Annotated in this window: 20 protein-coding genes and 1 riboswitch; of the genes, 11 read left to right on the forward strand and 9 right to left on the reverse strand. The window is 37.9% G+C overall.

Translation table 11 applies throughout. The annotated features are described in order from the left end of the window. Nucleotides 1–87: 87 nt before the first annotated feature. From OTG27_RS01830 to OTG27_RS01860, 7 genes are all read right to left on the reverse strand, one after another. The gene (locus OTG27_RS01830; RefSeq protein WP_268936053.1) at nucleotides 88–1,626 is read right to left on the reverse strand and encodes an AcpB/EbpR/MafR family transcriptional regulator; all 1,539 of its coding nucleotides are present in this window, start codon (nucleotides 1,624–1,626) and stop codon (nucleotides 88–90) included. A gap of 411 nt (nucleotides 1,627–2,037) precedes the next feature. After that, nucleotides 2,038–2,721, reverse strand: coding sequence for a response regulator (locus tag OTG27_RS01835; protein ID WP_268936054.1), 684 nt, complete (start codon nucleotides 2,719–2,721; stop codon nucleotides 2,038–2,040). A gap of 189 nt (nucleotides 2,722–2,910) precedes the next feature. Further along, nucleotides 2,911–5,235: an L-type lectin-domain containing protein gene (locus OTG27_RS01840; protein WP_268936055.1), complete on the reverse strand. Its 2,325-nt coding sequence runs from the start codon at nucleotides 5,233–5,235 to the stop codon at nucleotides 2,911–2,913. Further along, nucleotides 5,222–6,247 carry a WxLIP family cell surface protein gene (locus tag OTG27_RS01845; RefSeq protein ID WP_268936056.1) on the reverse strand — a complete coding sequence of 342 codons (1,026 nt, stop codon included), beginning with the start codon at nucleotides 6,245–6,247 and terminating at the stop codon, nucleotides 5,222–5,224. The genes OTG27_RS01840 and OTG27_RS01845 overlap by 14 nt, the downstream gene beginning before the upstream one ends. 95 nt (nucleotides 6,248–6,342) lie before the next feature. Next, entirely contained in the window at nucleotides 6,343–7,038 is a 696-nt protein-coding gene (locus tag OTG27_RS01850; protein WP_098185526.1) for a WxL domain-containing protein, read from the reverse strand. Nucleotides 7,039–7,066: 28 nt separating this feature from the next. After that, a complete protein-coding gene (locus OTG27_RS01855) occupies nucleotides 7,067–7,723 on the reverse strand; it encodes a WxL domain-containing protein (protein WP_268936057.1) in 657 nt (218 codons plus the stop codon). A 1,894-nt stretch (nucleotides 7,724–9,617) separates the two neighbouring features. Next, nucleotides 9,618–9,959, reverse strand: a complete 342-nt coding sequence (locus OTG27_RS01860; RefSeq protein ID WP_231892147.1) for a DUF1450 domain-containing protein — start codon at nucleotides 9,957–9,959, stop codon at nucleotides 9,618–9,620. 265 nt (nucleotides 9,960–10,224) lie between these two features. On the opposite strand from OTG27_RS01860, the gene OTG27_RS01865 reads away from it, so the two are divergent. The 5 genes from OTG27_RS01865 to ltaS all read left to right on the forward strand — a co-directional run bounded on the left by OTG27_RS01865 (nucleotide 10,225) and on the right by ltaS (nucleotide 17,072). Continuing rightward, nucleotides 10,225–11,175 (forward strand): ABC transporter permease, encoded by a 951-nt coding sequence (locus OTG27_RS01865; protein ID WP_053536781.1) that lies wholly within the window; start codon nucleotides 10,225–10,227, stop codon nucleotides 11,173–11,175. Continuing rightward, nucleotides 11,168–12,115: an iron chelate uptake ABC transporter family permease subunit gene (locus OTG27_RS01870; RefSeq protein WP_268936058.1), complete on the forward strand. Its 948-nt coding sequence runs from the start codon at nucleotides 11,168–11,170 to the stop codon at nucleotides 12,113–12,115. Before OTG27_RS01865 ends, OTG27_RS01870 begins: the two co-directional genes overlap by 8 nt. Next, complete coding sequence (locus OTG27_RS01875; RefSeq protein WP_268936059.1) at nucleotides 12,109–12,867, forward strand: iron ABC transporter ATP-binding protein; 759 nt, start codon at nucleotides 12,109–12,111, stop codon at nucleotides 12,865–12,867. The genes OTG27_RS01870 and OTG27_RS01875 overlap by 7 nt, the downstream gene beginning before the upstream one ends. Before the next feature lie 211 nt (nucleotides 12,868–13,078). Further along, nucleotides 13,079–14,023, forward strand: a complete 945-nt coding sequence (locus OTG27_RS01880; RefSeq protein ID WP_268936145.1) for a siderophore ABC transporter substrate-binding protein — start codon at nucleotides 13,079–13,081, stop codon at nucleotides 14,021–14,023. 1,081 nt (nucleotides 14,024–15,104) lie between these two features. Continuing rightward, a complete protein-coding gene (ltaS, locus tag OTG27_RS01885) occupies nucleotides 15,105–17,072 on the forward strand; it encodes a lipoteichoic acid synthase (RefSeq protein WP_268936060.1) in 1,968 nt (655 codons plus the stop codon). A 54-nt stretch (nucleotides 17,073–17,126) separates the two neighbouring features. Here the strand turns inward: ltaS and OTG27_RS01890 are convergent, their stop codons facing one another. Both OTG27_RS01890 and OTG27_RS01895 read right to left on the reverse strand, forming a co-directional pair. Next, a complete protein-coding gene (locus OTG27_RS01890; protein WP_098864820.1) occupies nucleotides 17,127–17,747 on the reverse strand; it encodes an RraA family protein in 621 nt (206 codons plus the stop codon). Nucleotides 17,748–18,154: 407 nt separating this feature from the next. Next, nucleotides 18,155–18,334: a hypothetical protein gene (locus tag OTG27_RS01895; protein WP_268936061.1), complete on the reverse strand. Its 180-nt coding sequence runs from the start codon at nucleotides 18,332–18,334 to the stop codon at nucleotides 18,155–18,157. A gap of 118 nt (nucleotides 18,335–18,452) precedes the next feature. On the opposite strand from OTG27_RS01895, the gene OTG27_RS01900 reads away from it, so the two are divergent. From OTG27_RS01900 to OTG27_RS01925, 6 genes are all read left to right on the forward strand, one after another. After that, the gene (locus OTG27_RS01900) at nucleotides 18,453–18,782 is read left to right on the forward strand and encodes a DUF948 domain-containing protein (protein WP_063574734.1); all 330 of its coding nucleotides are present in this window, start codon (nucleotides 18,453–18,455) and stop codon (nucleotides 18,780–18,782) included. A gap of 40 nt (nucleotides 18,783–18,822) precedes the next feature. Next, a riboswitch (guanidine-I (ykkC/yxkD leader) is annotated at nucleotides 18,823–18,921 on the forward strand. Nucleotides 18,922–18,969: 48 nt separating this feature from the next. Next, nucleotides 18,970–19,290, forward strand: coding sequence for a quaternary ammonium compound efflux SMR transporter SugE (gene sugE / locus OTG27_RS01905; protein WP_034310082.1), 321 nt, complete (start codon nucleotides 18,970–18,972; stop codon nucleotides 19,288–19,290). 54 nt (nucleotides 19,291–19,344) lie between these two features. Beyond that, a complete protein-coding gene (locus tag OTG27_RS01910) occupies nucleotides 19,345–19,887 on the forward strand; it encodes a YhcN/YlaJ family sporulation lipoprotein (RefSeq protein ID WP_268936062.1) in 543 nt (180 codons plus the stop codon). A 145-nt stretch (nucleotides 19,888–20,032) separates the two neighbouring features. Beyond that, nucleotides 20,033–21,541, forward strand: coding sequence for a spore germination protein (locus OTG27_RS01915; RefSeq protein WP_222620019.1), 1,509 nt, complete (start codon nucleotides 20,033–20,035; stop codon nucleotides 21,539–21,541). Between the two features lie 24 nt (nucleotides 21,542–21,565). Further along, a complete protein-coding gene (locus tag OTG27_RS01920; RefSeq protein WP_268936063.1) occupies nucleotides 21,566–22,666 on the forward strand; it encodes a GerAB/ArcD/ProY family transporter in 1,101 nt (366 codons plus the stop codon). Next, on the forward strand, nucleotides 22,663–23,745 hold the full coding sequence (locus tag OTG27_RS01925) for a Ger(x)C family spore germination protein (RefSeq protein WP_268936064.1): 1,083 nt from the start codon (nucleotides 22,663–22,665) through the stop codon (nucleotides 23,743–23,745). The genes OTG27_RS01920 and OTG27_RS01925 overlap by 4 nt, the downstream gene beginning before the upstream one ends. The last annotated feature ends 33 nt before the right edge of the window (nucleotides 23,746–23,778 follow it).

Genomic DNA, 23,778 nt, shown 5'->3' on the forward strand with positions numbered 1-23,778 from the left:
TTGGATCCAATCAGTAGTTCGGTTTGATTCAAAGAAGGTATTGCTACCAAATATACTGATTTTCTTCTACTCGAGTTCTTATGTTCATTAACAAGGACATTCATCAATACCATATGGATAGATCAATTCCGGTTCTATACCTAAATTTCCATAAAAATGCTGTTCTATAAAATGTTTAATATTTATTAATTCTGATGGGGTGGGAAAGGACGATACTTGAATGGTAGGGATGTGCTCAATTAGCATATGTGTATGATCACCAATATCGGTAGAAATGAGCAGATCAAACTCCTCATATTTGAAGAGCAAATCAATACTGGATGGATCCAATGTTGAGATAGCCACTTTATTACCAAAGTGATATTTTAATACTTCCCTAATATAATCTTTTTCGTTATAAGTTCTGCACATTAACGCAACCTGTACTGTATGTTGATTCCATTTTCTCAAGACAACAGACTGTAGAAGTGAAAAAATCTCTAAAACATCAAGTTTCTTAATCGTTAAAGGCACTGAAGAAAAACTTTCAATTGCCAGTTCCTCAATTACCTGGAAAATTGGATTTGTTTCAAAATATGGAAGGAACTGCAACATTGAATTTCCTGCACTTTCCGTTTCAAATTCAGTTTCAACTTGTATCCTTTTTAATGTTTGGGATAAATGAAATAAAAAAATATCATCTTGTGATAGATTAAAACCAACATATTTAGAAAGACAGTTTAAAAATTTAACCAAGGGAAAACCTTTTTTACTCCTCATTCTTTTTTTAATATAATTAATGTACTGTGATCTATTTAATGGTCGTTCCTCACTCATGATATAAATAGAAAAGAAGAGAATTTCCTGTAGTTGAATATCTCTTGTCGGGCATTTGGCCATATATTTTACCAATTCTTTCGAGAGCTCAAAATATTTACTGCCCTCGTAAGTATTTATTAGATTTTTAGGAAATGAGATATAATGCCCCATGGAGACACGAAAATTTGATATAAATAAAATCATTGTTAATCGCTGTAAGGCACCTGTTCTGCAAGACATTGAATATTTTGAAAACAGCTGTAATAAATCTGTTTGAAATTTTATCGTATCGATTGAATCATCTTTAATGGTACTGGATTCAACCGACATAAAATCCAAATATTGCGTGATGAATCTTCTAATCTTTTTTTCATCCCCTATGACTTTAAAGGGGCTTGCAGTTAATGTAACACCTGCCTCACTTACAACCTCTTGTAATTTTTCAAGGTGACGGTATGCAGTGGAACGACTAATATAAACCGCTTGGGATATCTGGGGAATATCAACACCATCGTTCAAAAGAATTAACTTTAATGTGTGTAAATAGGAATTCTTTTCTCTTACTTGTGTTAATAAACTTTCTAATGTACCATTTTCAGGTTTAATTAGACGAACTCCAAGGTTTTCATTTTTTTTCAAAATCCATCCGTCAGGGAAAATAGACTCCAGGATTTCTAAATCACGCCAAATAGTACTTCTTGAATACTCTGTTTTCTCGGATAATTCAGCTATACTAATCCATTTGTTACTATTAAGTAAATGAAAGATCAAGTCTGAATAACGTTTATAAAATCGATTCATATTATCACCTATTTCGTAATCGATCATAGCCTATTCCTAAACCTAAGACTACAAAAGGATTCTCATTTTATTTTCCCTGTTTAAGGAATTTACATCATTAACTTAGAATATTTACATCGATCTCTTATTGATAGTAACTAAGTCCCGTTTTTTTAATAATACCTTTTCTTCTTCGTTAATATTCAGAAAATTAAAAAAATACCCCACTTTTGGCACACACCCCGTTATTTAAGGTATATTCTTTCTGACTAAAAAACTTAGAATAATCCCCAACTTTTAACCAGATGGTAATCATGGCTAAATGTGTAGCAAAAAGCACTTACATAAAGTAAGTGCTCAAATAGTCTTTTCTTTTTTTGTGGCCTGTTAAAGAGTAGGCAGGTGATTGTTACATGATTTCAACCATTAACTTTCGTAGTTAAAAGTCCTGATCTATTATTAAATTTTGACCCAGTTATTTTTAATCGCATGGATAACTGCTTCAGTACGGTCATTTACTTTTACTTTTTGGAGTATTCTGCTGACATGATTTGTTACAGTCTTTTCACTAATGAAAAGTGCTTCACCGATCTGGGAATTGCTTTTTCCATCTGTAAGCAATTGAAGGACTTCACATTCGCGATTCGTTAGCAGGTGGAGAGGGCGACAAAGCTTAAGAGATTGCTCAAAATCTTCATCTTCTCTTAAGTGTTTTTCAGCTAATTTTCGATATTCATTCAGGATATTGCTAATTACCTTTGGATGCAAATAAGAACCGCCCTCCGCAACAAGATGAACAGCATCAATAAGTTCACTTGCGCTCATCTCTTTAAGCAGATAACCTATTGCACCGCTTTGAAGTGCTTCGGTTACATAATGTTCATCTTCACTTATGGATAAGATCATTACTTTTGTATTGGGGTTATTTTCGATTAGCCTGCGTGTTGCTTCGAGTCCATTCATTAGTGGCATACTGATATCGATTATGAAAATGTCTGGCTTATATTCTTTTTCAATAGAAGCTACTTCGATACCATCTACACCTTCGGCAATAACTTGGAAAGATTTTTCAATTTCAAGGATTCGTTTAAACCCTTCTCGGAAAAGTTGATGATCATCTATAATCGCAATTGTGGTAGTCATTTAGGCAGCTCCTCCTACCCTTCAAATTTTCTATATTATTAAAACGGTTTTTAAACCTATTCGTAAAAATGAAAGGAAGCAAGTATACGAATTGTCCTAAGTATTAATTGATGATGGAACCTATTCAGTTCATATCATTTCTTCAAGTTACGATTTAACCGAATAAGTATATCAATTTATCCTCTATATTTATGGGGCATCAATTAGATTCCAATTAATTTTCCCAGTATAATTACCTATATAAACAAAAGGATCAATTTTTAGCAGTATACCTTTATCCGATTCCCAGTTAATCGATATATTTTGTTCATCCTGTGTAATCATTTCATAAACATTCGTCTCAGCTCCAAGCGCCATTGTTGTTTCAATTCCATCCTCATTAACAAACTTTAATGCATCCCTCAAAAAATGCCCTTGACTATCAGAGAATTCCTCCATTAATGTTGCTGTGAGACGCCATGAACTTCCCAATCCACGGGTATCTTTCACAAGGATCTCCCAATCATAATTTCTTTTTGAATAGGTTGGTTGATTTGGTACTTTCATATTTTCAAAACTAACATTTTCAGTTACACTCATGAAACTTAATTTTCCCGTTACATTGACGTTCACTACTTCAATATTTGATTTTCGACCCGTATCATCTACAGCATAAACTGAAACTTGATGCATGCCTAAAGACAATTGATCTGCCGGAATGCTGTATTGATAGTTAATGTCTTCACCTTTGTTAGTGGAATTTGATACATTAGAAGCAAATTTTACAGGGGTATTACTGTCCACTGCATAATATAAATCAACTAGATTACTATCAAGGTCGTTCCAACTGCCACTCATCGTATACTCAGTGCCAAAATCAACAGGAATTTCCCGATTAGCATCCGTTAACGTAATGGCTGGAGGACTTTCAACAATGATATTCAACTTAGCGGGAACTGAATAAGCGCCTTTACCATCTCTTGCTGTGACTTGAAGATTATTTTCGCCTAATTTTAACTGATCCGATGTTATAAGATAGCTCCAATCTACCGGTTCAATAGAACCTCCATTGTCTAGCACTTCGGATTTTAGCAACTCGCCATTTAAGTCATAATACAAGGTATTTGTGGAATCATCAGAATCTTTCCAAGTTCCTTTTGCTTGATAATCTTCACCAACAGCTAAATGAATGGGGCCTTTTTCATTTATGGTCACTTCAGGTACATTGTTAGCTTGTATGACATAATCTACTGGATTCGTATTCTTTATATAGTTACTCCCCTCAAACTTAACTGTCTCAGTAACTGGCGTATTTACCTTTACTTGATTGACTTTCACTTTAAAGGAAATGGTGACATCGTTCCGATTGGTATTCATATCAGGAATACTAGCTGCTAAAGATTGTCCCGTCCAAAAACCATCATCCAATTCTCCTGAGCCGTCCCCTGATGATATTGTCATTGAGCCAGGAACATAGGAAACATGATCATTTAAAACAGTCTTCACTATAATATCGGTCCAATCCTGTTTGCCGGAAAGATACTTAGCGTTTATCGTATAGGTTAGTTCCTCACCATTATTGGCCAGGGCACCATTGTCAACAACAGCACCATCTTTTCTCGTAATTGTTTCTTTCACTTCTGCATTTACTAGCCCTGGCACTTCTTCAAATGCAACACGATTGTTCTGATATCTAGATCCTGTTGAACCAGTAAACCCCCAATAGACTTGATCTGCACCAAAAATATCTTGTACATTTATTGGGATACTAACAGACGATAGACCTTCTAATTGATACGTAAGTGTTGAAGTAGTTGCATTCCAATTAATGGTGAATTTACGCCAGGTATCATTCGATAAATTGCCAGGATATTGAGCACCATTATTTGGACCATCAATGTTATTATGTTTCATCGTTCTTCTATACTGAAAACTTGTGTAGTAATCGATATAAGTTTCAGCTTGACCTGGGTAGCTCCAAGCAACATGGTTCCCTTTGGTTGTATTTGTATCAAAATAACCATCGTTCACATTATTGTTTATAAAGGTATCGAACTCAACAGCAAAGCTTTTTTGAATGCCATCCGTTTTGGATGACCCATGTGTCTGTCCAGCATAAACTCCAAGACCCGAACCACTGTGAGGTGATATGGCATTCGTGCCTCTTGAGTCATTATGCATAACAAAGGCCATACCATCTGCTGCGTTAGCTCCGCGATCCCCGAAATAGATATACATTGACGCTTTAAAATCTTTTGTTAAGTCCAGTTTATTAGTTTCAGTCGACCAGATACCACCCTTTTGATTAGCGGTATCAGGGGTTACTTGAACGATATTACCTCCTATAACGGAACTATTTGAACCGGTAGCGGGAGTAACGAATATACCAGTCAAATCAATTTTAAATGGAGGATTGCCGTTATTTGCTGCTTTAACATGCACAGGGGCCAACCAACCGGGACTTGGTAGAATTAACCCCATTACTAACATCACGGAAAGGGCAGCACGAGGAAACTTCCTGTTACTCTTCTTCATTGTCTTCCCCTCTTTTTTTCTTTTTCAGCAAGTTAATGATAATGATGATTAATGATAAAATAAACACAGCAAGTCCGATGAAAAGGAACGTATAATCTTTTTCTACTTCAACTGCTGTTTTATTTATCGCTTTTGCATCTGCACTTTTAATTTCAAACATTTTATCAAATTTCCATGTTTGATTACCGTCTGTAATTGTTAAATATAAATGGTATTTACCTGGTTCCAGTTTTTGATTATCCCATGTAATAGGAAGGTCAAAATTAGAATTCGGTGCCATGGATAACTTACTTTTCTTCGTTGAGTGGAGCTTCTCTTTTTTTCCTTCCCTCGTAATACGTGCATTTACATCCAAGTTATTTATTATGACAGCTTCGGTATTTTGTAAATTCGCAGTAACAACCGTACGATAGTTCATCAACCCTGCTTGAACTTCATTTAACTTTAGTTTCGGCTTCACAACTTCATCCGTTCCGGTTAATTTCACGCCAATCACATACGAAAATTCATTTTTGATTTGAACTTTATTATTTTCTTTCTTTTTTTCCTCTTTATTTACTTCGTGAACATAGAATCCACCCAGAATAATTCCATCAAATGACTCTTTGGGCATTTGAATAGCAAAGGGCACTTTCTTTGTTTCTTTTCCTTTTATTACAATTTCTTGCTTTGGAGATATCAAATCAGAAAAAGCATATTTTAATGAGCTGTCTTTTTTGTGTCCATGTTTGCTATAGTCAATCACTCCATTTTGATTGGTAATAGCTGAATTGGGTTCGATCATTATCTTTTTTTCTTCACTAGAAGTGTTTTTAACGGTTAAAGATATCGTTTGTTTTGAACCTGGAGACATCTTCAAGTCAAAATAGGTAAGCTTTTTATTAATTTGGTTTTTGGGGATATTGGCTTTTACTGAATACTCCATAGTACCAGCAAAGGCCACTTCATTAGTGGAGATAAATCCCAATCCAGTCAATAATATTAAAACCATAATGGATAACATATTTTTCATTTTTTCTATCCCTCACATCTCTAATTTCATGATGTTATTTTTCAAAAAAAACTTGGCTAAAATAATTAATTAAGCCAAGTTTTTTTAATTTGAATTTATTTCGGTGCGTCAGATAATTCCCATGTCATAGTAGCCGTATAGTTTTGAGCATCAGCGGATCCCGCCAAAACATTTAATTGTACGTTACTATTATCGCCTTCGGTACCTGAAAAAACATCTAGCCATGTTCCGCGACCTGCATCTACTTCAGCTAACATAAGTACTTTGGAATCTGAATTATCAAATACAACATCATTAGCAGTTGGTGGTGTGGAAACATTACTGGTTTGTGATTTCACTTGTCCATTTTTGAATGATAAAATAGCTCCTCTTAAGACTTCTCCAGAATCGCTTTTAAATTCTGAAGCCTTTGCTGTCAAAGACCATCCTTCCCCCGTTCCGCGTTTATCTGAAACTTGGACAAAGGGATCCTTATTTTTAGCATGATAAGTCGTGTTTCCGCTCATGATTTTTTGTGTTCCAAATTGGATATTTGAGACATGGTCCAGAGTTAAAGCCCCAGCATTTCCAGTACCACCATTGCCTGGGTCTTCCGGATCAATTGGACTTGGTGGATTAGGGTTGTCCGGATTTGTGGGATCTACTGGATTAGTCGGTCCCTCATCTGCAATAAAGCCAATATAATTATTAGAAGTTGCGTCATTTATGACAGCCGCCTCTGCTGAACTTGTTGAAAGAAGTGTTCCGGCCAAAATAATGCTGCCTACTGCTGATAGACTAAATGCTTTCATTTTTCTAATCTCCTATTTCGTTTATTTATTATTGTGGAGCGTCCACTAGACTCCAAGTTAAAGTCGATACATAATCCCCTGCCAAGTTTCCTGATGGAACGGAAATTTTAATTCTGCTTGGATCAAATTTATCTACCCAAGTCCCTAATCCTGTGTTCATTTCAGCTCTCATAAGGATTTGGGGATTAGTTGTTCCACTATCCGTACCTAATTGTACTTCCCTTAGTTCAGGTGGTGGAGAAACATTTCCTGGATTCGTCTCAGCAGTGCCGATTGGTAATGTAACAATTGCACCTTTTAAAATTTTAGTGCCATCTGTTTGATCCATAAATGGTGAAGTTGCAACTTGCAAAGCCCAACCAACACCTGTACCACGCTTATCGGTTACTTGTGCGTTAGGATCTATGGATGTAGTTGTATATTCTACGGCACCACTCGCTAATTGGTGGGTATCAAATTCTAAAGGTGAAACATTATCAATCGTTAATGAACCTTCGTTACCTGTTTCACCACCTGGTTCACTTGGGAAAATTGGATCGGTTGGTCCTGTAGTTTCGTCTCCTGGTGTTATCATAATATGACCATGAGAAGTTGCTCCAAGGCCATCTGTACTTCCTGTCACTGCAGTGGGATCGATTGCTGCGAATGTAGGTGTCGCGAATAACAGTAATGCTGCTGAGGACATTAGTCCTTTAATTAAGGCTTTTTTGATACTCATTTTGTATTTCCCCTTTTAAATTTTAATATATGTTGAACATGACCACGCCTTTGAGTTGGATGAAAAACCCAGTGCTTCGATAAAGCACTGTTACCAATTCTACTAATAACTCCTCGTTTTCCCGTTGTTTTCCCTCCTTGCAGTAATTTATGTTCAATGAAGAAATGAGTAGTCTGTAGGATAAAAGGAATGTCATGTGTTAATTACATTTTATAAAATAAATCGTTAGATCTAATTTCAAAAATGGGTTGTGAGACTTCATATAAGAAATTAGACCTACTGATATTTACTTTGAATGACTTAGGACTGTTGTGATTTTTCGGGTTATGTAAATTTAACGCTAGAAGGATAAAGAGGGAATAAGAAGCATATTTCACTTATTTAAATGAAATTTAGAATGATCATGATAAGAATGAAATTATTGTTTAAAAAGTTATTTCAAGAGGAGGAAACACTATTAGAAGTTACAAAAAAGGGGATTTGACATTAAATAATCAAAAGGGCTCATAGTTCCGATAAACGGCATATACTCTAGTCAAAATAAATTTATTGGGCTGTTTTTATAAACGGAAATTTGTTGAAGTTGTTTTATGAGTTATCGCCTTGTTTTTGAAAGAGTTAAATGGATGCCTTATGAGAATGTTGAACAGGACTATAAACGAAGGTTTTGAGATCATACTTGTCTGGTCAGGAGCAGCCCGAAAGATTTGCAGAAGATACGACTGAAGGGGGGGGGGGAGGGGGAGAAACTTTTCCAATTAGCATAAGACTAATCGGAAAAAAGTACATAAGAGGAAAATTGATTTGGGACAAACTATCTTTAAAAATATATCTAATATGAAGTAGTATGCTCCAATAAAGAAATACTATAGGTATTTTCATGTCTTATACTTATTTCCACATACCCTCGACCCCTTATTTTTTTAGGTAAGTTTCACCGATTATTTTCGGCGGAACTTACCTATTTTTTTTAGAGGTTTTTAACTATGTGGGATGATGGGCAAATAGAAACTTAACCAAAACTTCTCTACAGTTAAGTATGTAAATTCTTTTTTGAGGTCTTGCCATAAAAACAGATGGATTTTTGGATTAGGTAATTCAATTATACTTCCTTTGCAAAAAAAATACGTCCCAATTTTAATTTGTTTGGTTTCAACAAAGATATATTGTCTGAATTTTGAAGGGGTACTCTTTAAGAAGTGATAAATTTAATTGATGTATTATTTACTAACATTTAATAAATAATACTCAATTATTCTATCTACTTCATATTTAGATTATTAATAAGGAGAGTACGGAATGATAGAAACTGCACAAGAATTAATATGTAATTTATATAAGCACTGTAAAGTGACAACTTGCCATTCATTTAGGGTGGGGAATGACTTATGTGGTTTCGGACGTTATTTGGGAATTGAAAATCAGGGATTAAATCTCTTAGTGACATTCATTACGATAAAGACTTGGCACTATCCTATACAAATTTCTTTGAAATTGAAGGCTTACCAACTCCTACTACGCCTTTGTATATAGAACTAGTTTAAAAATGGGAAGGCTGATAGCGATGGAGCATACATATACGGTGAAATTGAAGGAATGGGATTGTGGATTTTATAAGACTTTCGGGGGAGTATTTCATAGGATTGGTGAGATAGGTTAATTATTAAACAAAAGCAGAAGTATGATTAGAATTAACTTCGCTTTTGCAGTAATTGAAACAGGTGAACAGGAAGTAACGACTATATTAATGATTCCATGGTAGAATTCGCAATCCTTTTAATAGATGTTCATCACCTGTATTCTGTATAATTACAGGTGGAAAGTCATAATGATACAGATTAAGCTATTTGCTTAACCCGTATCATTTCAATTCATCATATAACTTATTTAAAAGATCCTGTGAATCCTCGCCACTCATTATCTGGCCGTTCACTTTCGCATAGGGGGTTTTCTTACAAAGTTTACACTCACTCAAACATTCATATTCCTTATATTGAATCCTTGGATTCTCTAAGAACTTACCATAATCGGCAATTGTTTGTTCATTAAGGAAGCGGTCAAGATTATTTTGGCAAAATTCAATCTGGATTTTCGCCTTTTTTGAGAACACTTTGGATAACAAGTTTTTCATCATATCGCTTCTTTCATTATAAGAGTAAATATTTGTTATTTTGATTTTATCACTTCCTGAAATGAAATGCATGGTTGGTTCATCCGAATTCATTACAATTGGACTATCGTGAGAATATCAAGTAATTCCCTTGTATATATTGACACATGTCCAAGAAATGATAGAATAAGAGTGGATGATAATGAATCTCATTATCACGAATGGAAGATCCTTGTAACTATTGCAACTTAATGAGTCCCACTTCGATAGGTGACTTAATGATAGTCTTTATTCAAATATATTTAATTAAAAATATTATCGCTGTATTAAAGTGAGATAGGAAGAGTAGGAAATGTAGATGAAGATAAGATATTTAGTCATGGCGTTAATTGTTCTATCGTTTACGTCATTATTCATTGGTGTAAAAGATATTACCCCCCTGGATTTATTGAATCTAAGTGATGATAAAGTGCAAATCATGCTGCAAAGCCGTTTCCCTAGAATGGTGACCATAGTCATTGCCGGTATTGTGATGAGTATAAGCGGTCTGATCATGCAGCAATTGAGCCGCAATAAATTTGTGTCCCCGACGACTGCCGGTACCATGGACTCTGCAAGGCTGGGACTTCTTCTTGCCATTATCATTTTTCCATCGGCAGCACTTATTGAGAAAATGGCATTCGCTTTCATATTCGCTTTGGCAGGTACATTCTTGTTCATGAAAATTCTTGATCAAGTGAAATATAAGGATACGATCTTCATTCCATTGGTTGGTTTGATGTTTGGTAATATCGTAGGATCGATCTCGACTTTCTTTGCCTATAAATATGATTTGATTCAAAGCCTCAACACATGGATGAATGGTGATTTCTCGATGATCATGTCGGGAAGGTACGAACTTATATATCTGAGTATCCCGCTAGTCATTCTCGCATACTTCTTTGCCAATAAATTCACTGTGGCAGGGATGGGAGAGGAGTTTGCTATCAATCTAGGACTCAATTATAAGTTCATAGTCAATTTTGGATTGATCATCGTGGCATTATCCTCCACTGTCGTTTTGTTAACGGTGGGAACGATTCCTTTCATAGGATTGATCGTACCAAATATTGTATCCCTTTACCTTGGTGACAATTTGAAAAAGAGTCTTTCTCATACAGCATTGCTAGGGGCAGTCTTCCTATTGATCTGCGATATTCTGGGCAGGATCCTCATATATCCATTTGAAATCCCAATCGGACTCGTGGTTGGTGTGATAGGAAGCGCCGTATTTATCTATCTGATACTGAGGAGAAAGGCATATGAATAATAAAAGTAGGATCATTATATTGGCTGTTCTTGCAGCTGCTTTAACGGCAGGTTATATCTTTTGGGACCTTGGCCCGAATTGGGACTATGCACTGCCGAGAAGGGTCATAAAAATCATCGCCATCATCGTGGTTGGCTGTGCAATTGCTTTTTCAACAGTAATTTTCCAGACGGTCACGAATAATAAAATCCTGACGCCAAGCATTTTAGGGTTGGACTCCATGTATATGCTGATTCAAACGGGAGTGATTTTCATCTTCGGTTCAACGCATATCATGATCATGAATAAAAATCTCAATTTCCTGATTACACTTGCGGCCATGCTCATTTTTGCAAGCCTGCTGTTCAAGTTCATGTTCAAGAAAAACCGCAATATTTACTTCCTATTGCTGATCGGTATCATCTTCGGAACCTTATTCGGCAGCATGTCTTCATTCATGCAGGTATTGATTGACCCGAATGAATTCCAAATCATTCAAAATAAAATGTTCGCCAGCTTCAATAATGTCAACACGGACCTGTTAACCTTAGCTATTGTCCTCATGATTGCGGCAATGATATATTTCATGAGATTTTTGAAGTATTTAGATGTCATGTCCCTAGGGAGGGACCAAGCCATAAACTTGGGTGTGGATTATGATTTTGTCACGAAGCGGGTTTTAATCGTCGTTACGGTTTTAATTTCCATTTCGACTGCCTTGATCGGTCCGATCACGTTCCTCGGATTGCTTGTTGCAAATGTGGCTTATCAATTCATTAAGTCCTATCAGCATAAACATATCCTCCCGGGTGCAATGCTGATCAGTGTGATTGCCTTGGTCGGCGGCCAATTCATTGTAGAGAGGATCTTTACATTTTCCACGACCTTAAGTGTCATCATCAACTTTGTCGGCGGTGTCTATTTCATCTATCTTCTATTAAAGGAGAATAAATCATGGTAGAAGTGAAAAATTTATTCAAAAAATATAATAATAAAACGGTTGTCGAGGATGTTTCCATTGAAATAATGAAAGGGAAAATCACATCCTTCATCGGTCCCAATGGAGCGGGTAAAAGTACCGTCCTTTCTATGATCAGCCGTCTCATTACCCGGGATTCAGGAGAAGTCCTTATCGAGGGTAAGGATATGGGGAAATTCAATAGCAATGAACTTGCGAAAAAGATTGCCATCTTAAAGCAGGCTAACCACATCAATATCCGTTTAACGATTCGTGAACTGGTCGCCTTTGGCCGTTTTCCTTATTCACAAGGAAAGCTGACGAAAGAGGATTGGAAATACGTCGATGAAGCGATTGAATATATGGAACTTGCTGACATGCAGGATAAGTTTCTTGACCAGCTGAGCGGCGGGCAGCAACAGAGGGCCTTCATTGCCATGGTCATTGCTCAGAACACGGAGTATGTGCTTCTTGATGAACCCCTGAACAATCTTGATATGAAGCATTCCGTCCAAATCATGAAGGTATTGAGGAGATTGGCCGATGAATTGGGGAAAACGGTCATCATCGTCATTCATGACATTAATTTTGCATCCTGTTATTCCGACTATATCGTCGCATTGAAGGATGGCAAGGTTGTTCATAATGGACCTACCGAACAAGTCATCAATACCAATGTATTAAAGGAAATTTATGATATGGATATTGAAATCCAAAGTATCAATGACAATAAGATCTGTGTGTACTTCACATAAGACAATTCCATTCGGTTTTAAATTACTTCAGTATTCGTAGCCGTCCAGAAATCACCTCGTACGCTTCTTAGGCAGCTAAGAGTTGGCGGGCGCCCAAGACCTTAGCCGCCTCCTGTTCATCTGGCAGGGAAAGTGTTGAAGGTGAACTCTGTGATGGTGAGGATTCAATATGTAATTTTAAATAAAAAAATTTTTCGAGGTGACCATAATGATTAAGAAATTATCCTTGCTGCTTTTGGTTGCAATGCTGGCTGTAGTGGCTGCTGCTTGTGGATCAGATAAGGAAAAAGAAGAATCAAGCGCGAAAAAAGAAAGTGCTAAAAGCGAAGAAATTACAGTTAAGCATCAACTAGGCGAAACGAAAGTAAAAACAAACCCTGAAAAAGTAGTTGTATTCGATATGGGTGCTCTTGATACTCTTGATAAATTGAATGTGGAAGTGGCAGCTGTTCCTCATGATGGCCTTCCAAAATACCTTTCTAAATATAAAGATACAACTGAAAATGCCGGCGGATTAAAAGAACCTGACTTCGAAAAAATCAACGAAATCGCTCCTGATTTAATCCTTATTTCTGGCCGTCAATCTGAAGCATATAAAGAATTAAGCAAAATTGCCCCTACTGTTTTTGTGGGTGTAGATACAACAAAGTATATGGAATCATTTGAAGAGAACGTAACACTTTTAGGTAAAATCTTCGATAAAGAAGACGAAGCAGCTAAAGAATTGGCAAGTGTTGAAGAAAACATTAATGCTTTGAAAGAAAAAGCCCCGACTGACAAAAATGGTTTAATCGTTCTTGCCAGCGGTGGAAAAGTAAGTGCTTACGGACCGGATTCAAGATTTGGAATCATCCATGATGTATTCGGAGTACCTGCAGTGGATGATAAATTGGAAGTATCGACACATGGTCAAAGTATTTCTTTCGAATACATTGCTGAAAAAAATCCTGACTACCTATTCGTTGTAGACAGGGATGCGGTTGCCGGTGATGGAGCTGCAGCAAAAGAAACGATTGAAAATGACATTGTAAAAAATACAAAGGCATTTAAAGAAGGTAACATCATTTATCTAGACCCTAACTACTGGTACTTATCAGGCGGCGGTTTAGAATCTGTTGACGCTATGGTTAAAGAAGTTTCAGAAGGCATTAAGTAATGTAAATATGATGAAAGATAATCCTGTCCTCGATTGAGGGGCAGGATTTTTTATTTTTTATAATAAAGCTGGATGAAACAAATATACTAACAAAGGGGAAGAAAAGAATTCCTGCAAAACACAGGTAAGCTTATAATAAGGCGCCACAACCTAATTAAGGGGGAATGGGAAAGGACAAGGTCTATATTCCGCCTGTTGCCGCTGCTATGGTCATATGGGCTGCTATCGAAAGAATTTAACCCTTCAGCCAATATGGAAAAATTCAGTTTCTTCCTATTATAATGTCATTTGCATTCATTCCGGTTCCAGGAGGGATTTGAAATCGTAATTTATGTTAAATTTGGGAAATTGCATCTGTTATGGATGATAAAAATAATATGATCTCCACTTCAAATTATCGGGGAGAATTCGGTGGATTAATATTTTTCAGGAAAAATTATTTGAAAAAAGCTGAATAAAAAAGCCGGAGGGGAATGATGTCGATACTTCGTGCTATTCATTTGTTATTTTATGGTATTTAGGGGTGGCAGGACGCTTATAGGTTAAAAGGTTAAACTTTACAGGCACGGGGTATCAAAAGTGCGGATGAGAAAAGCATCCATGTAACCGGCCATCCATTTTTAACTGTCGAATTATCGGGAAAGAAATCCTGGATATATCTATAGCTTTAAATTATTGAAGATTTATATCTTACATATTTTGTAATGTACTGGTTTTTTTATAAAGAGTCGTTTATAATGGTAAAAGCCTGAAGGACGTGAAATTAATTAGTGCCTGTCACCCGCAGTCACCCCAAAAAGTTACGGTGATATTTATTGGATTAAGACATGTAGTTCCTATATATTTGTTATAGGTGCGCTAAAACATTCGGGACGGGGAAACTCTGTTATTTTTTCAAAGGCTTGTTCATAAGCTAAAGAAGTGTTCTGGATTTGAGGAGTCATGGATGTGACAAAAGGTGGTTTTCACAATCTTGACTATCCAAGTGAAAGAATGCTATTATAAGGTTTCTGATTTTCCGTCTTTTGTAAGTTTGTAAAAATTTATATAAATAAACCACTAGATTAATAGAGGTGAAAGCATGAATAATTTTGTAAAAAAAAGCCGGCATTTATTTGCAGATAACATACTAGGCTTTTTCTTTATTGCGGTAGTCTTGTTTACGATAAAAACTTATATTGGATATCGAGTTGAATTTAACTTAGGTATTGAAAATGGCCTGCAACAGTTCTTACTGTTCATAAACCCGATTAGTTCAGCCATTTTATTCTTTGGCTTGGCATTATTGGCTAGAGGCAAAAAATCGTTTAAATGGATCATCAGGTTGAACCTATTGATGTCACTATGGTTATTCTTCAATATTGTATACTATCGGTCATTTACCGATTTCATTACATTGCCAACCTTGACGCAAGTGCAAAATGCCGGGGATTTGGGGCCGAGTATTTTAGAATTATTTAAAGGCCATGATGTATTTTATTTCCTTGATACGGTTCTTTTGATCGTGTTGTACAGATTCAAAGGCTTTAAAGTGGAAGACTTCAAAGTCAAACGCCGTACAGTTGGATTGGTTTACCTAGCGGGACTGGCAATTTTCGCAATCAATTTGGGACTTGCTGAAAAGGATCGCCCGCAATTATTATCAAGAACATTCGACCGAAACTATATCGTCAAATATTTGGGCATGTTCAACTATACGGTTTATGATGCCGTTCAGAATACTAAAACATACGCCCAGCGTGCGACTGCAAACAGCACCGATATCGCTGAAGTCGTCAACTATACAAAGGCAACAAGCGCTGAACCGAACCCTAAATATTTTGGTGCAGCCAAAGGTAAGAATGTTATCTACCTGCATTTGGAATCGATGCAGAATTTCTTGATCGATTATAAATTAAATGGGGAAGAAGTAACTCCATTTTTAAACTCACTTGCACATGATAAATCAGATTTCATGCACTTTGATAATTTCTTCCATCAAGTAGGCCAAGGTAAAACAGCGGATGCCGAATTCATGCTTGAAAATTCCCTGTTCGGTTTACCACAGGGGGCAGCATTCACAAACAGATCCCAAAATACGTATCAAGCAGCACCAGCGATTTTAGGACAACAAGGATACACATCTGCTGTGTTCCATGGTAATTACAAATCTTTCTGGAACCGGGATAAGATGTATAAGTCTCTTGGTTTTAATCAGTTCTTCGATGCAAGCCATTATAATATGGAAAATAAAGAGGAAGTACTAAGTTATGGATTAATGGATAAGCCTTTCTTTAAAGAATCGATTCCAATGTTAGAAACGCTTAAACAGCCTTTCTATACAAAATTCATAACGGTATCCCATCATTTCCCATATGCCATGGACCAGGAAAAAGCAACAATCGGTAAACAAACGACAGGCGATGCTTCCGTAGATAATTACTTCCAAACTGCACGCTATGCGGATGAGGCGCTTAAAGAGTTTTTCGATTATCTGAAGGAATCCGGTCTATATGATAACTCGGTAATCGTTATGTATGGTGATCATTATGGTATTTCCGAAAACCATAAAGAAGCCATGTCAAAAGTGCTTGGCAAGGATGTTGGCGCATTTGAAAATGCCCAACTGCAACGTGTACCATTATTGATTCATGTTCCAGGTGTTGAAGGCGGGGAAATGCACCAATACGGTGGACAGATTGACCTTCTCCCGACTTTATTGCATCTGTTAGGAATTGAATCTAAGGATTATGTACAATTCGGTTCCGATTTATTGTCAAAAGATCATAATGAAGTGGTACCTTTCAGGAATGGTGATTTTGTAACACCGGATGTAACTTCCATTAAAGGGAAATACTACGATACTAAAACGGGAGAATTGGTCGAGGAAAATGATGCCATCCTCAATTATAAAACGAGAGCTGAAACGATGCTCAATTTATCCGACCAAGTAGTGAACGGCGACTTACTTCGTTTCTATACTCCAAACGGCTTTAAACCGATTGATCCAGCTGATTATGATTACACATATGATGAAGAAGGTTCTAAGGAAGAAAAGTCCGATAAATAAGGCTAATGAAAGAACAGGCAGGAAGCCATCGCTTCCTGCCTGTTTTTTTATGCGTCATCCTTTATTGGTCATCATGGCAATATACTTTCTGATTTCATCAGGCTTCCCTGCATATTTTTCAGCACGCTGATCGTCTTTCATGATTTTATCCTTGGCTTTGACCAGGATTTCTTCACCCTTATCTTTGGGCACGACCACGACTCCATCTATGTCCCCTATGATGATGTCCCCTGGATATACGGTGACACCTCCACATGATATGGGCACATTGGTTTCGCCTACCCCTGCCTTGCCGCTTGAGGCAACCGTCGCCCCTTTGCTGAATACAGGGAAATTCAATTCTTTAATGGCTTCAAGGTCGCGAATGACCCCATCGACAACGAGGCCGCCTATTTCCATGGTCTGCATCATGCCGACAACAAAGTCTCCTGCTATTGCCCGGTATGTATCACCCTTGCTGTCAACTACAATTATATCCCCAGGCTTGGCTTCACCGATCGCTTTTAACACAGCAGAATTATCACCGACGGGAATCTGTACGGTCAAAGCTCGTCCGGCCAAACGAAATTCTTCCTTTAAGGGTTTTATTGCCGAATCAAGATTGCTTAACCCTTCCATTGCATCTGAAATCGCCGTGGTGGGCAAATTCCTGAACTGTTGAATAAGATTATCCATGACTATGATTCCTCCTTAAGAGTAAATGAATATAGCCTAATTATACACAAATTTCGTAATTTTCTAGTAGTTTTCAGCTTGATGAAATGGTAAGTGTAGTGTAATTAACATCTGAAGGGGGAGGGAAGCCCAGCTGTCAAAAGGGGGTTAAAGGCAAATTCCGTTTTAATCAATCGATTGATTAAACTTTATAGATCATCGTTTTGAAGAGATTGAAATCCTGGATAGGAACAGTCCGAGCAATATTAATGGTCGGGCCTCCATGGCAGTTTGATCCGTACAGGAGAACATTCTTCTGAAGCAAGGGTAGAATGCTGGTGCATATCCTCGGTTTTTTTCTGATCTGGATGGGGGTGTCAGCGAAGAAATCCATAACACAGCAAGTGTGCAGGAGATACTTGCAATCTTCAAAGCAGGAGCAGAATCAAGACGGATGTTGCCAATGTAAGCCAAAGGGGGCTGAAAACTTCTGGATGAATGATTAAAAAAATGATTCCTGCAATCGTGGCGGCCTGCTGTATGGTCATTTGTCTAATGAAGTGGATTCCGGCTTTAAAACAGGCTTTAAGAAGAGGCATTTGATTCATTTTCATTCCTCCTTTTACTTTCAATAATATGACCAGGCATAAAAGAAAATACATGGGGATTCGTTTTCTGCTCAATTATTACGGGTATAGTATAGGTAAAATAAAAGGAGGAATCTAGGTGATCATTGTATATATAAGTCTTGCCCTCTTTATCGGATCGATTATTTATTTAGCGTTTTTTGCTTTTAAAACATTTAAGGATTCCAAACCGACAATTGAAAATGTGACTCAAACCGTTACACGTATCCAGGCCAAAACGGACCAGATTAAATCGGAAACGGACCAACTCGCCATGACACAGCAGGAAATCACTGAAGATGTTGAATATAAAAAAGAGGCTGTCCAATATACGGTTGAAGCGGCTAAAGAAATACCTGAACCCTTTAAGAATATTTGGTTTTCAATAAAAGGTGACAAGTGGAAGCTTAGAAACAGAAGCGATGCATAGGTGTTTGACCGAACTGAAATGTACATGATATAGTATGGAAATACTATGTTTCTAGGGTTCCTCGGTTGAATGTTACCGGAATGGTCCAAGAGAAACGCGCAGGAATCTGCGTACACGGAGGGAAAAAAGCCCGGGAGGTTATGAAAGATGACCTCCCGGGCTTTTTCTGTAATTGGAGGGGAAAAAGATGGCTTGGATTCAATTGGTTATTGCAGGATTATTTGAAGTGGTATGGGCGACAAGTCTAAAGTATACCGAGGGTTTTACGAAATTATTACCTTCTATCATAACGATTGCTGGCATGGTTATTAGTTTTTATTTTTTGTCATCGGCGATAAAAACTCTGCCTATGGGAACAGCGTATGCAATCTGGACGGGAATAGGGGCTCTTGGGGCTGTTCTGGTAGGCATCATCGTTTTTAACGAGCCTAAGGATGCGATGCGATTGGTATTCGCCGGTTTTATTTTAGTTGGAATTATCGGCTTGAAGGTCACCTCTTCTGAATAATCTGCCCACTCCTCGCAAATAGTAATGGTAAATGATATTTGAGGAGTGAAGAATATGAAATATAAAGCGATAGTATCAAGTACAATGATGGCTTTAATGATTACAGGTTGTGCAACGAATGATAAAGAAGACGCCAGTGAAAACCTTGGCCTGAATCGTACTCATCAGGATAATTTGGATAATCCGATGAATGTAAGCGACACAAGGCAAAATGTCAATAATGACAATAATGACAATAATGATAATAATGATAATGGCGTAAACGGTATGAGGGTCTCCGAGGATATCTCAAATCGAGTCGAAGCTTTGAAGGAAGTAAGTAACGCAAAGGTCATCGTGACTGAAAATAATGCCTATGTAGGCGCAGTATTAAAAGACGGCGGAGATAAGGATATCTCGAATGACCTTAAAGAAAGGATTGCTGATGCAGTAAGGGGAGCGGATCCATCTGTAGACCAAGTTTATGTGTCGGCAAATCCGGACTTTGTTCAAAGAATGGATAGGTATGCGAATGATATCGAGAATGGAAAACCTGTTGAAGGATTTGCTGAAGAGTTCCGTGAACTTGTAACACGGATCTTTCCAAGTTCAAGATGATTGGGAAATTAAGGTGTGGAGACTTATCCGGTGGATCCCGGATAGGTCTTTTCCTATTTTTAAGATATCTGTGGAACATGACTAACTTTAAATAGGGTGGTTACAATAATCGAATGAACGAAAAACTTGTATGGGGGGTGGGGTGGTGAGGTTATTTAAGGGCAAGAGGGAAATGGATTCAGGATCCTTTCAGGTTACTTCCAAGGATTTTCAGGAACTCCTTAAAAAGTTTAAAGCATCCGATGATTTCCTTACCTTCCAATTCCCGAATGATGATGGCTATATCATCTCCTACTTCAATTCACTGGTCAGTGTACAACAGCTCCATGAACAAGTATTGGCGGTCATGTCGAATCAGCCAAAGAAGGTCCTTAAGCAACTAAAAGGCGATATTCCGATGGAAGATATGAAATTGACGGCTGATTTAAAAGACATTCAAAGATTGGTTTTGGCAGGATCGATCATGATTCAATACAAGCAAGATGATGAAATGTGTTTACTCATTCCGTGTGTTCACAGTGTGAAAAGGCAAATTTCCACACCTGAGTCGGAGTATACGGTTGTTGGATCCAAGGAGGCGTTTGTTGAATCGCTTGATTCGAATTTGAATCTGATCCGTAACCGGCTGCCCACTCCTGAATTGCAGTCCAAGGAATTTAGGGTCGGGAGCATTTCGCAAACAAGGGTAGCGGTACTCTACATAGATGGGGTGGTAAATCAACAGAACATCAAGACGGTCATACAGAGAATAGAAGATATAGAATATGATACAATCGTCGATATTTCGTTCGTAAGCCAGATGATCACGGATAATCGGAATTCGATGTTCCCGCAATTGATTGATACGGAGCGGCCTGATCATCTTGCCAGTGTATTATCGGAAGGGAAAATAGGGATCATGCTGGATGGATCTCCTCATGCATTGGTTGGTCCCAATACCATCATTTCATTCTTCTCGTCATTTGAAGATTATTTTCAAATTTGGAATCTCGGCACTTCATTCCGTTTGATTCGGCTTTTCGCCGTTCTGTTTTCCGTTTTGTCATCACCTTTGTATGTGGCCGTTTTAACCTATCATTATCAAGTGATCCCAACGGATTTGCTGCCAATCTTAATATCATCCAGGGGAGTGATCCCTTTTCCGCCGATCTTGGAAGCAATCGTACTGGAAGGGACGATCGAATTGCTGAGGGAAGCGGCGGTCAGGCTGCCTGCCAAGGTTGGCTCCACCATCGGTATTGTTGGCGGTATAGTCATCGGTACAGCCGCTGTGGAAGCGGGATTTGTCAGTAATGTCTTGTTGATGCTTGTCGCTTTGGCTGCCTTGGCTTCATTTACGGTGCCGATTTACCAAATCAGCAATACGATTCGCCTTATCCGCTTTCCCTTTCTAATTGCTGCCCAGTTATACGGACTGTTTGGAATAGCTTTATGCAGTGCATTCATTTTAAGTCATTTATTGAAATTGACTTCGCTTGGCAGTCCTTATTTAGACCCGCTGTACCCGTTAAGAATTCATGACTTTAAAGATAGTCTGATTCGCCTCCCTTTTTCAAAGCAGAAAAAACGCCCGCAGTTTCTGCGGACGGAAAATCCACTAAGGATAAGGAAAGAGGCGGAAAAACGAAACCCCCGTAATGATATCGATGAATAAGGAAGTAGAAAGCGGTGAGAAGGAATGGAAGTCAAACCAAATGAAACAAAACAAATATCTCCATTTTTTGTTTTTTTCCTCATGCCCGGCATGCAGATTGGAGTAGGGATATTGGGGTTTGAACGGATCATAGCGAAAGAGGCTGGCCAAGACGCATGGATATCGGTCCTGATATCAGGGTTGATCATAAATGTTCTGCTTTGGATGTGTTTCAAGCTTTTGGGCAGGGGCCCCCAAACTCTTGATTTGGTTGCCATCCACAAGGATTTGTTCGGTAAATGGGTCGGAAATGCTTTCAATATTTTATTCATCTTCTACTTTATCATGATTTCCATCATTCTTATCAGGACTTATTTGGAAGTCATTCAGGTTTGGATGTTCCCTGGTGTCAATGTCCTGATGCTGATAACCATCATCCTTATTCTCGTGTATAACTTTGTGGAGGGAGGTTTCAGGGTCATTACCGGTTTTTGCATAATCGGCCTTATAATCGCATCGCCATTATTCCTATTGAATTATTTCCCTTTGAAGTACGCCCACTTTGAAAATTTGGGTCCTTTGCTTGATCATTCCTTTTTGGAAATCATGAAGGCCTGTAAGAAAATGACCCTGAATTACCTTGGTTTTGAATTAATCCTCATTTATTATCCCTTCATTAAAAATCGTGAAAAATCTCAAAAGTGGGCCCACTTAGGGGCTTTGTTCACTATGGTGGTATATGTAGTATCCATCCTTGTTTCATTAGCCTACTATCATCAAGATCAGCTGAAAGATGTAATCTGGGCAACTTTGACGTTATGGAAAATTGTAGACCTTCCATTCATTGAAAGGTTTGAATACATAGGGATTTCCGTTTGGCTGTTCATGGTGCTGCCGAATGTTTGCCTAGGGGTTTGGGCAGCAAGCAGGACAGCGAAAAGAGTATTCGGATTTAGGCAAAAAAAGATGATGGTTCTCATCCTGATCATCATCTTGATTTTCTGCATTTTTTTGGATAACCGCTATAGGATCGATAAGTTTAACACGATCAGTTCGCAAATTGGTTTTTATATCGTTTATTTGTATCTTCCTCTCTTATTCATATGGCAGTCGATCGTCTATAAAGTCAGGGGGCATAAATCATGAAAATCAAACTCCTCTTATTAACATTAGCGAGCTTTTTGATGGCGGCGTGCGGCGTGGAAAAGCAAATATTAGAAGATATATTAATTGCTGAAGTCGTAGGTTATGATGATGCCGGAGACAAGAAAATCAAGGGTACGGTCGTTGTCAGCGTTCCCCAGCCTGGGGAGGAAGCAAATCTGGGTAAAGAAGTATATGAAGCGGACTCCCATGATATAAAGGCGGCCCGCCAGCAGGAAAATGCAAAAACACCATACCCGATTGTCGGCGGGAGACTGACAGTCACTCTATATGGTGAGGAATTGGCAAGTAAGGGATTGAATGATTATGTCGATACATATAGGCGTGACCCAATGGTGGGAAGGGATTTGTATTTAGCGGTCGTTCATGGCAAAGCGGAGGATGTAGTTAAAATGGAGCCGAAGTTGATTAAAACTCCAGGAGTTCAAGTGAAGGAGCTGATCGAACAGAATATAAGGACCAATTTGCCTAATGTAGACCTTCACAGGTATTTATATGCGTGTCATGGTAACGGAATCGATCCGGTCTTGCCCTTATTGGAAACTACAGGAGATCAAATACGGGTAAGGGGAATCGCCTTGTTTAAAAAGGATCGTTATATTGGTAAATATATACCTTATGAAGAAGGCTTCTTATATAAGGTCCTTAGTGAAAATTTTAAGCTGGGGAGTTATGAAATTAAATGGAAGGAAAATGACTTTACCGATATCAATAACGTGGAGTCACGTGTCCATTATCATATTTCGAATGCCAATCAAGACCCTAAGGCCAGGATTGAAGTGAAAATGAAAGCGAGTCTGCTAGAGGTCCAAGGCTTTGATTTGGGCAAAGAGGTCGACCTTAATAAAATAGAGGCCAGGGCCGAGCGGGTCATTGGTAAAAAATTAAATGAGATGGTAACCATGTTTCAGGAGAACCATATAGATCCGCTTGCACTCGGTGATCATGCTAAAAGTAAAACAAGAAATTTTGATCAAAAACATTGGGAGGAGACATATCCCGATATTCCAATCGAGGTCGATCTGGATATTGAAATGATTCAAACGGGAATAGCTGAATAAAAGTAGAATATTCTGGAGTTTCCCCCTTTATAA

Origin of the sequence: Peribacillus sp. AS_2 (assembly GCF_026891895.1) — a bacterium.
GTDB classification, from domain to species: Bacteria; Bacillota; Bacilli; order Bacillales; family DSM-1321; genus Peribacillus; species Peribacillus frigoritolerans.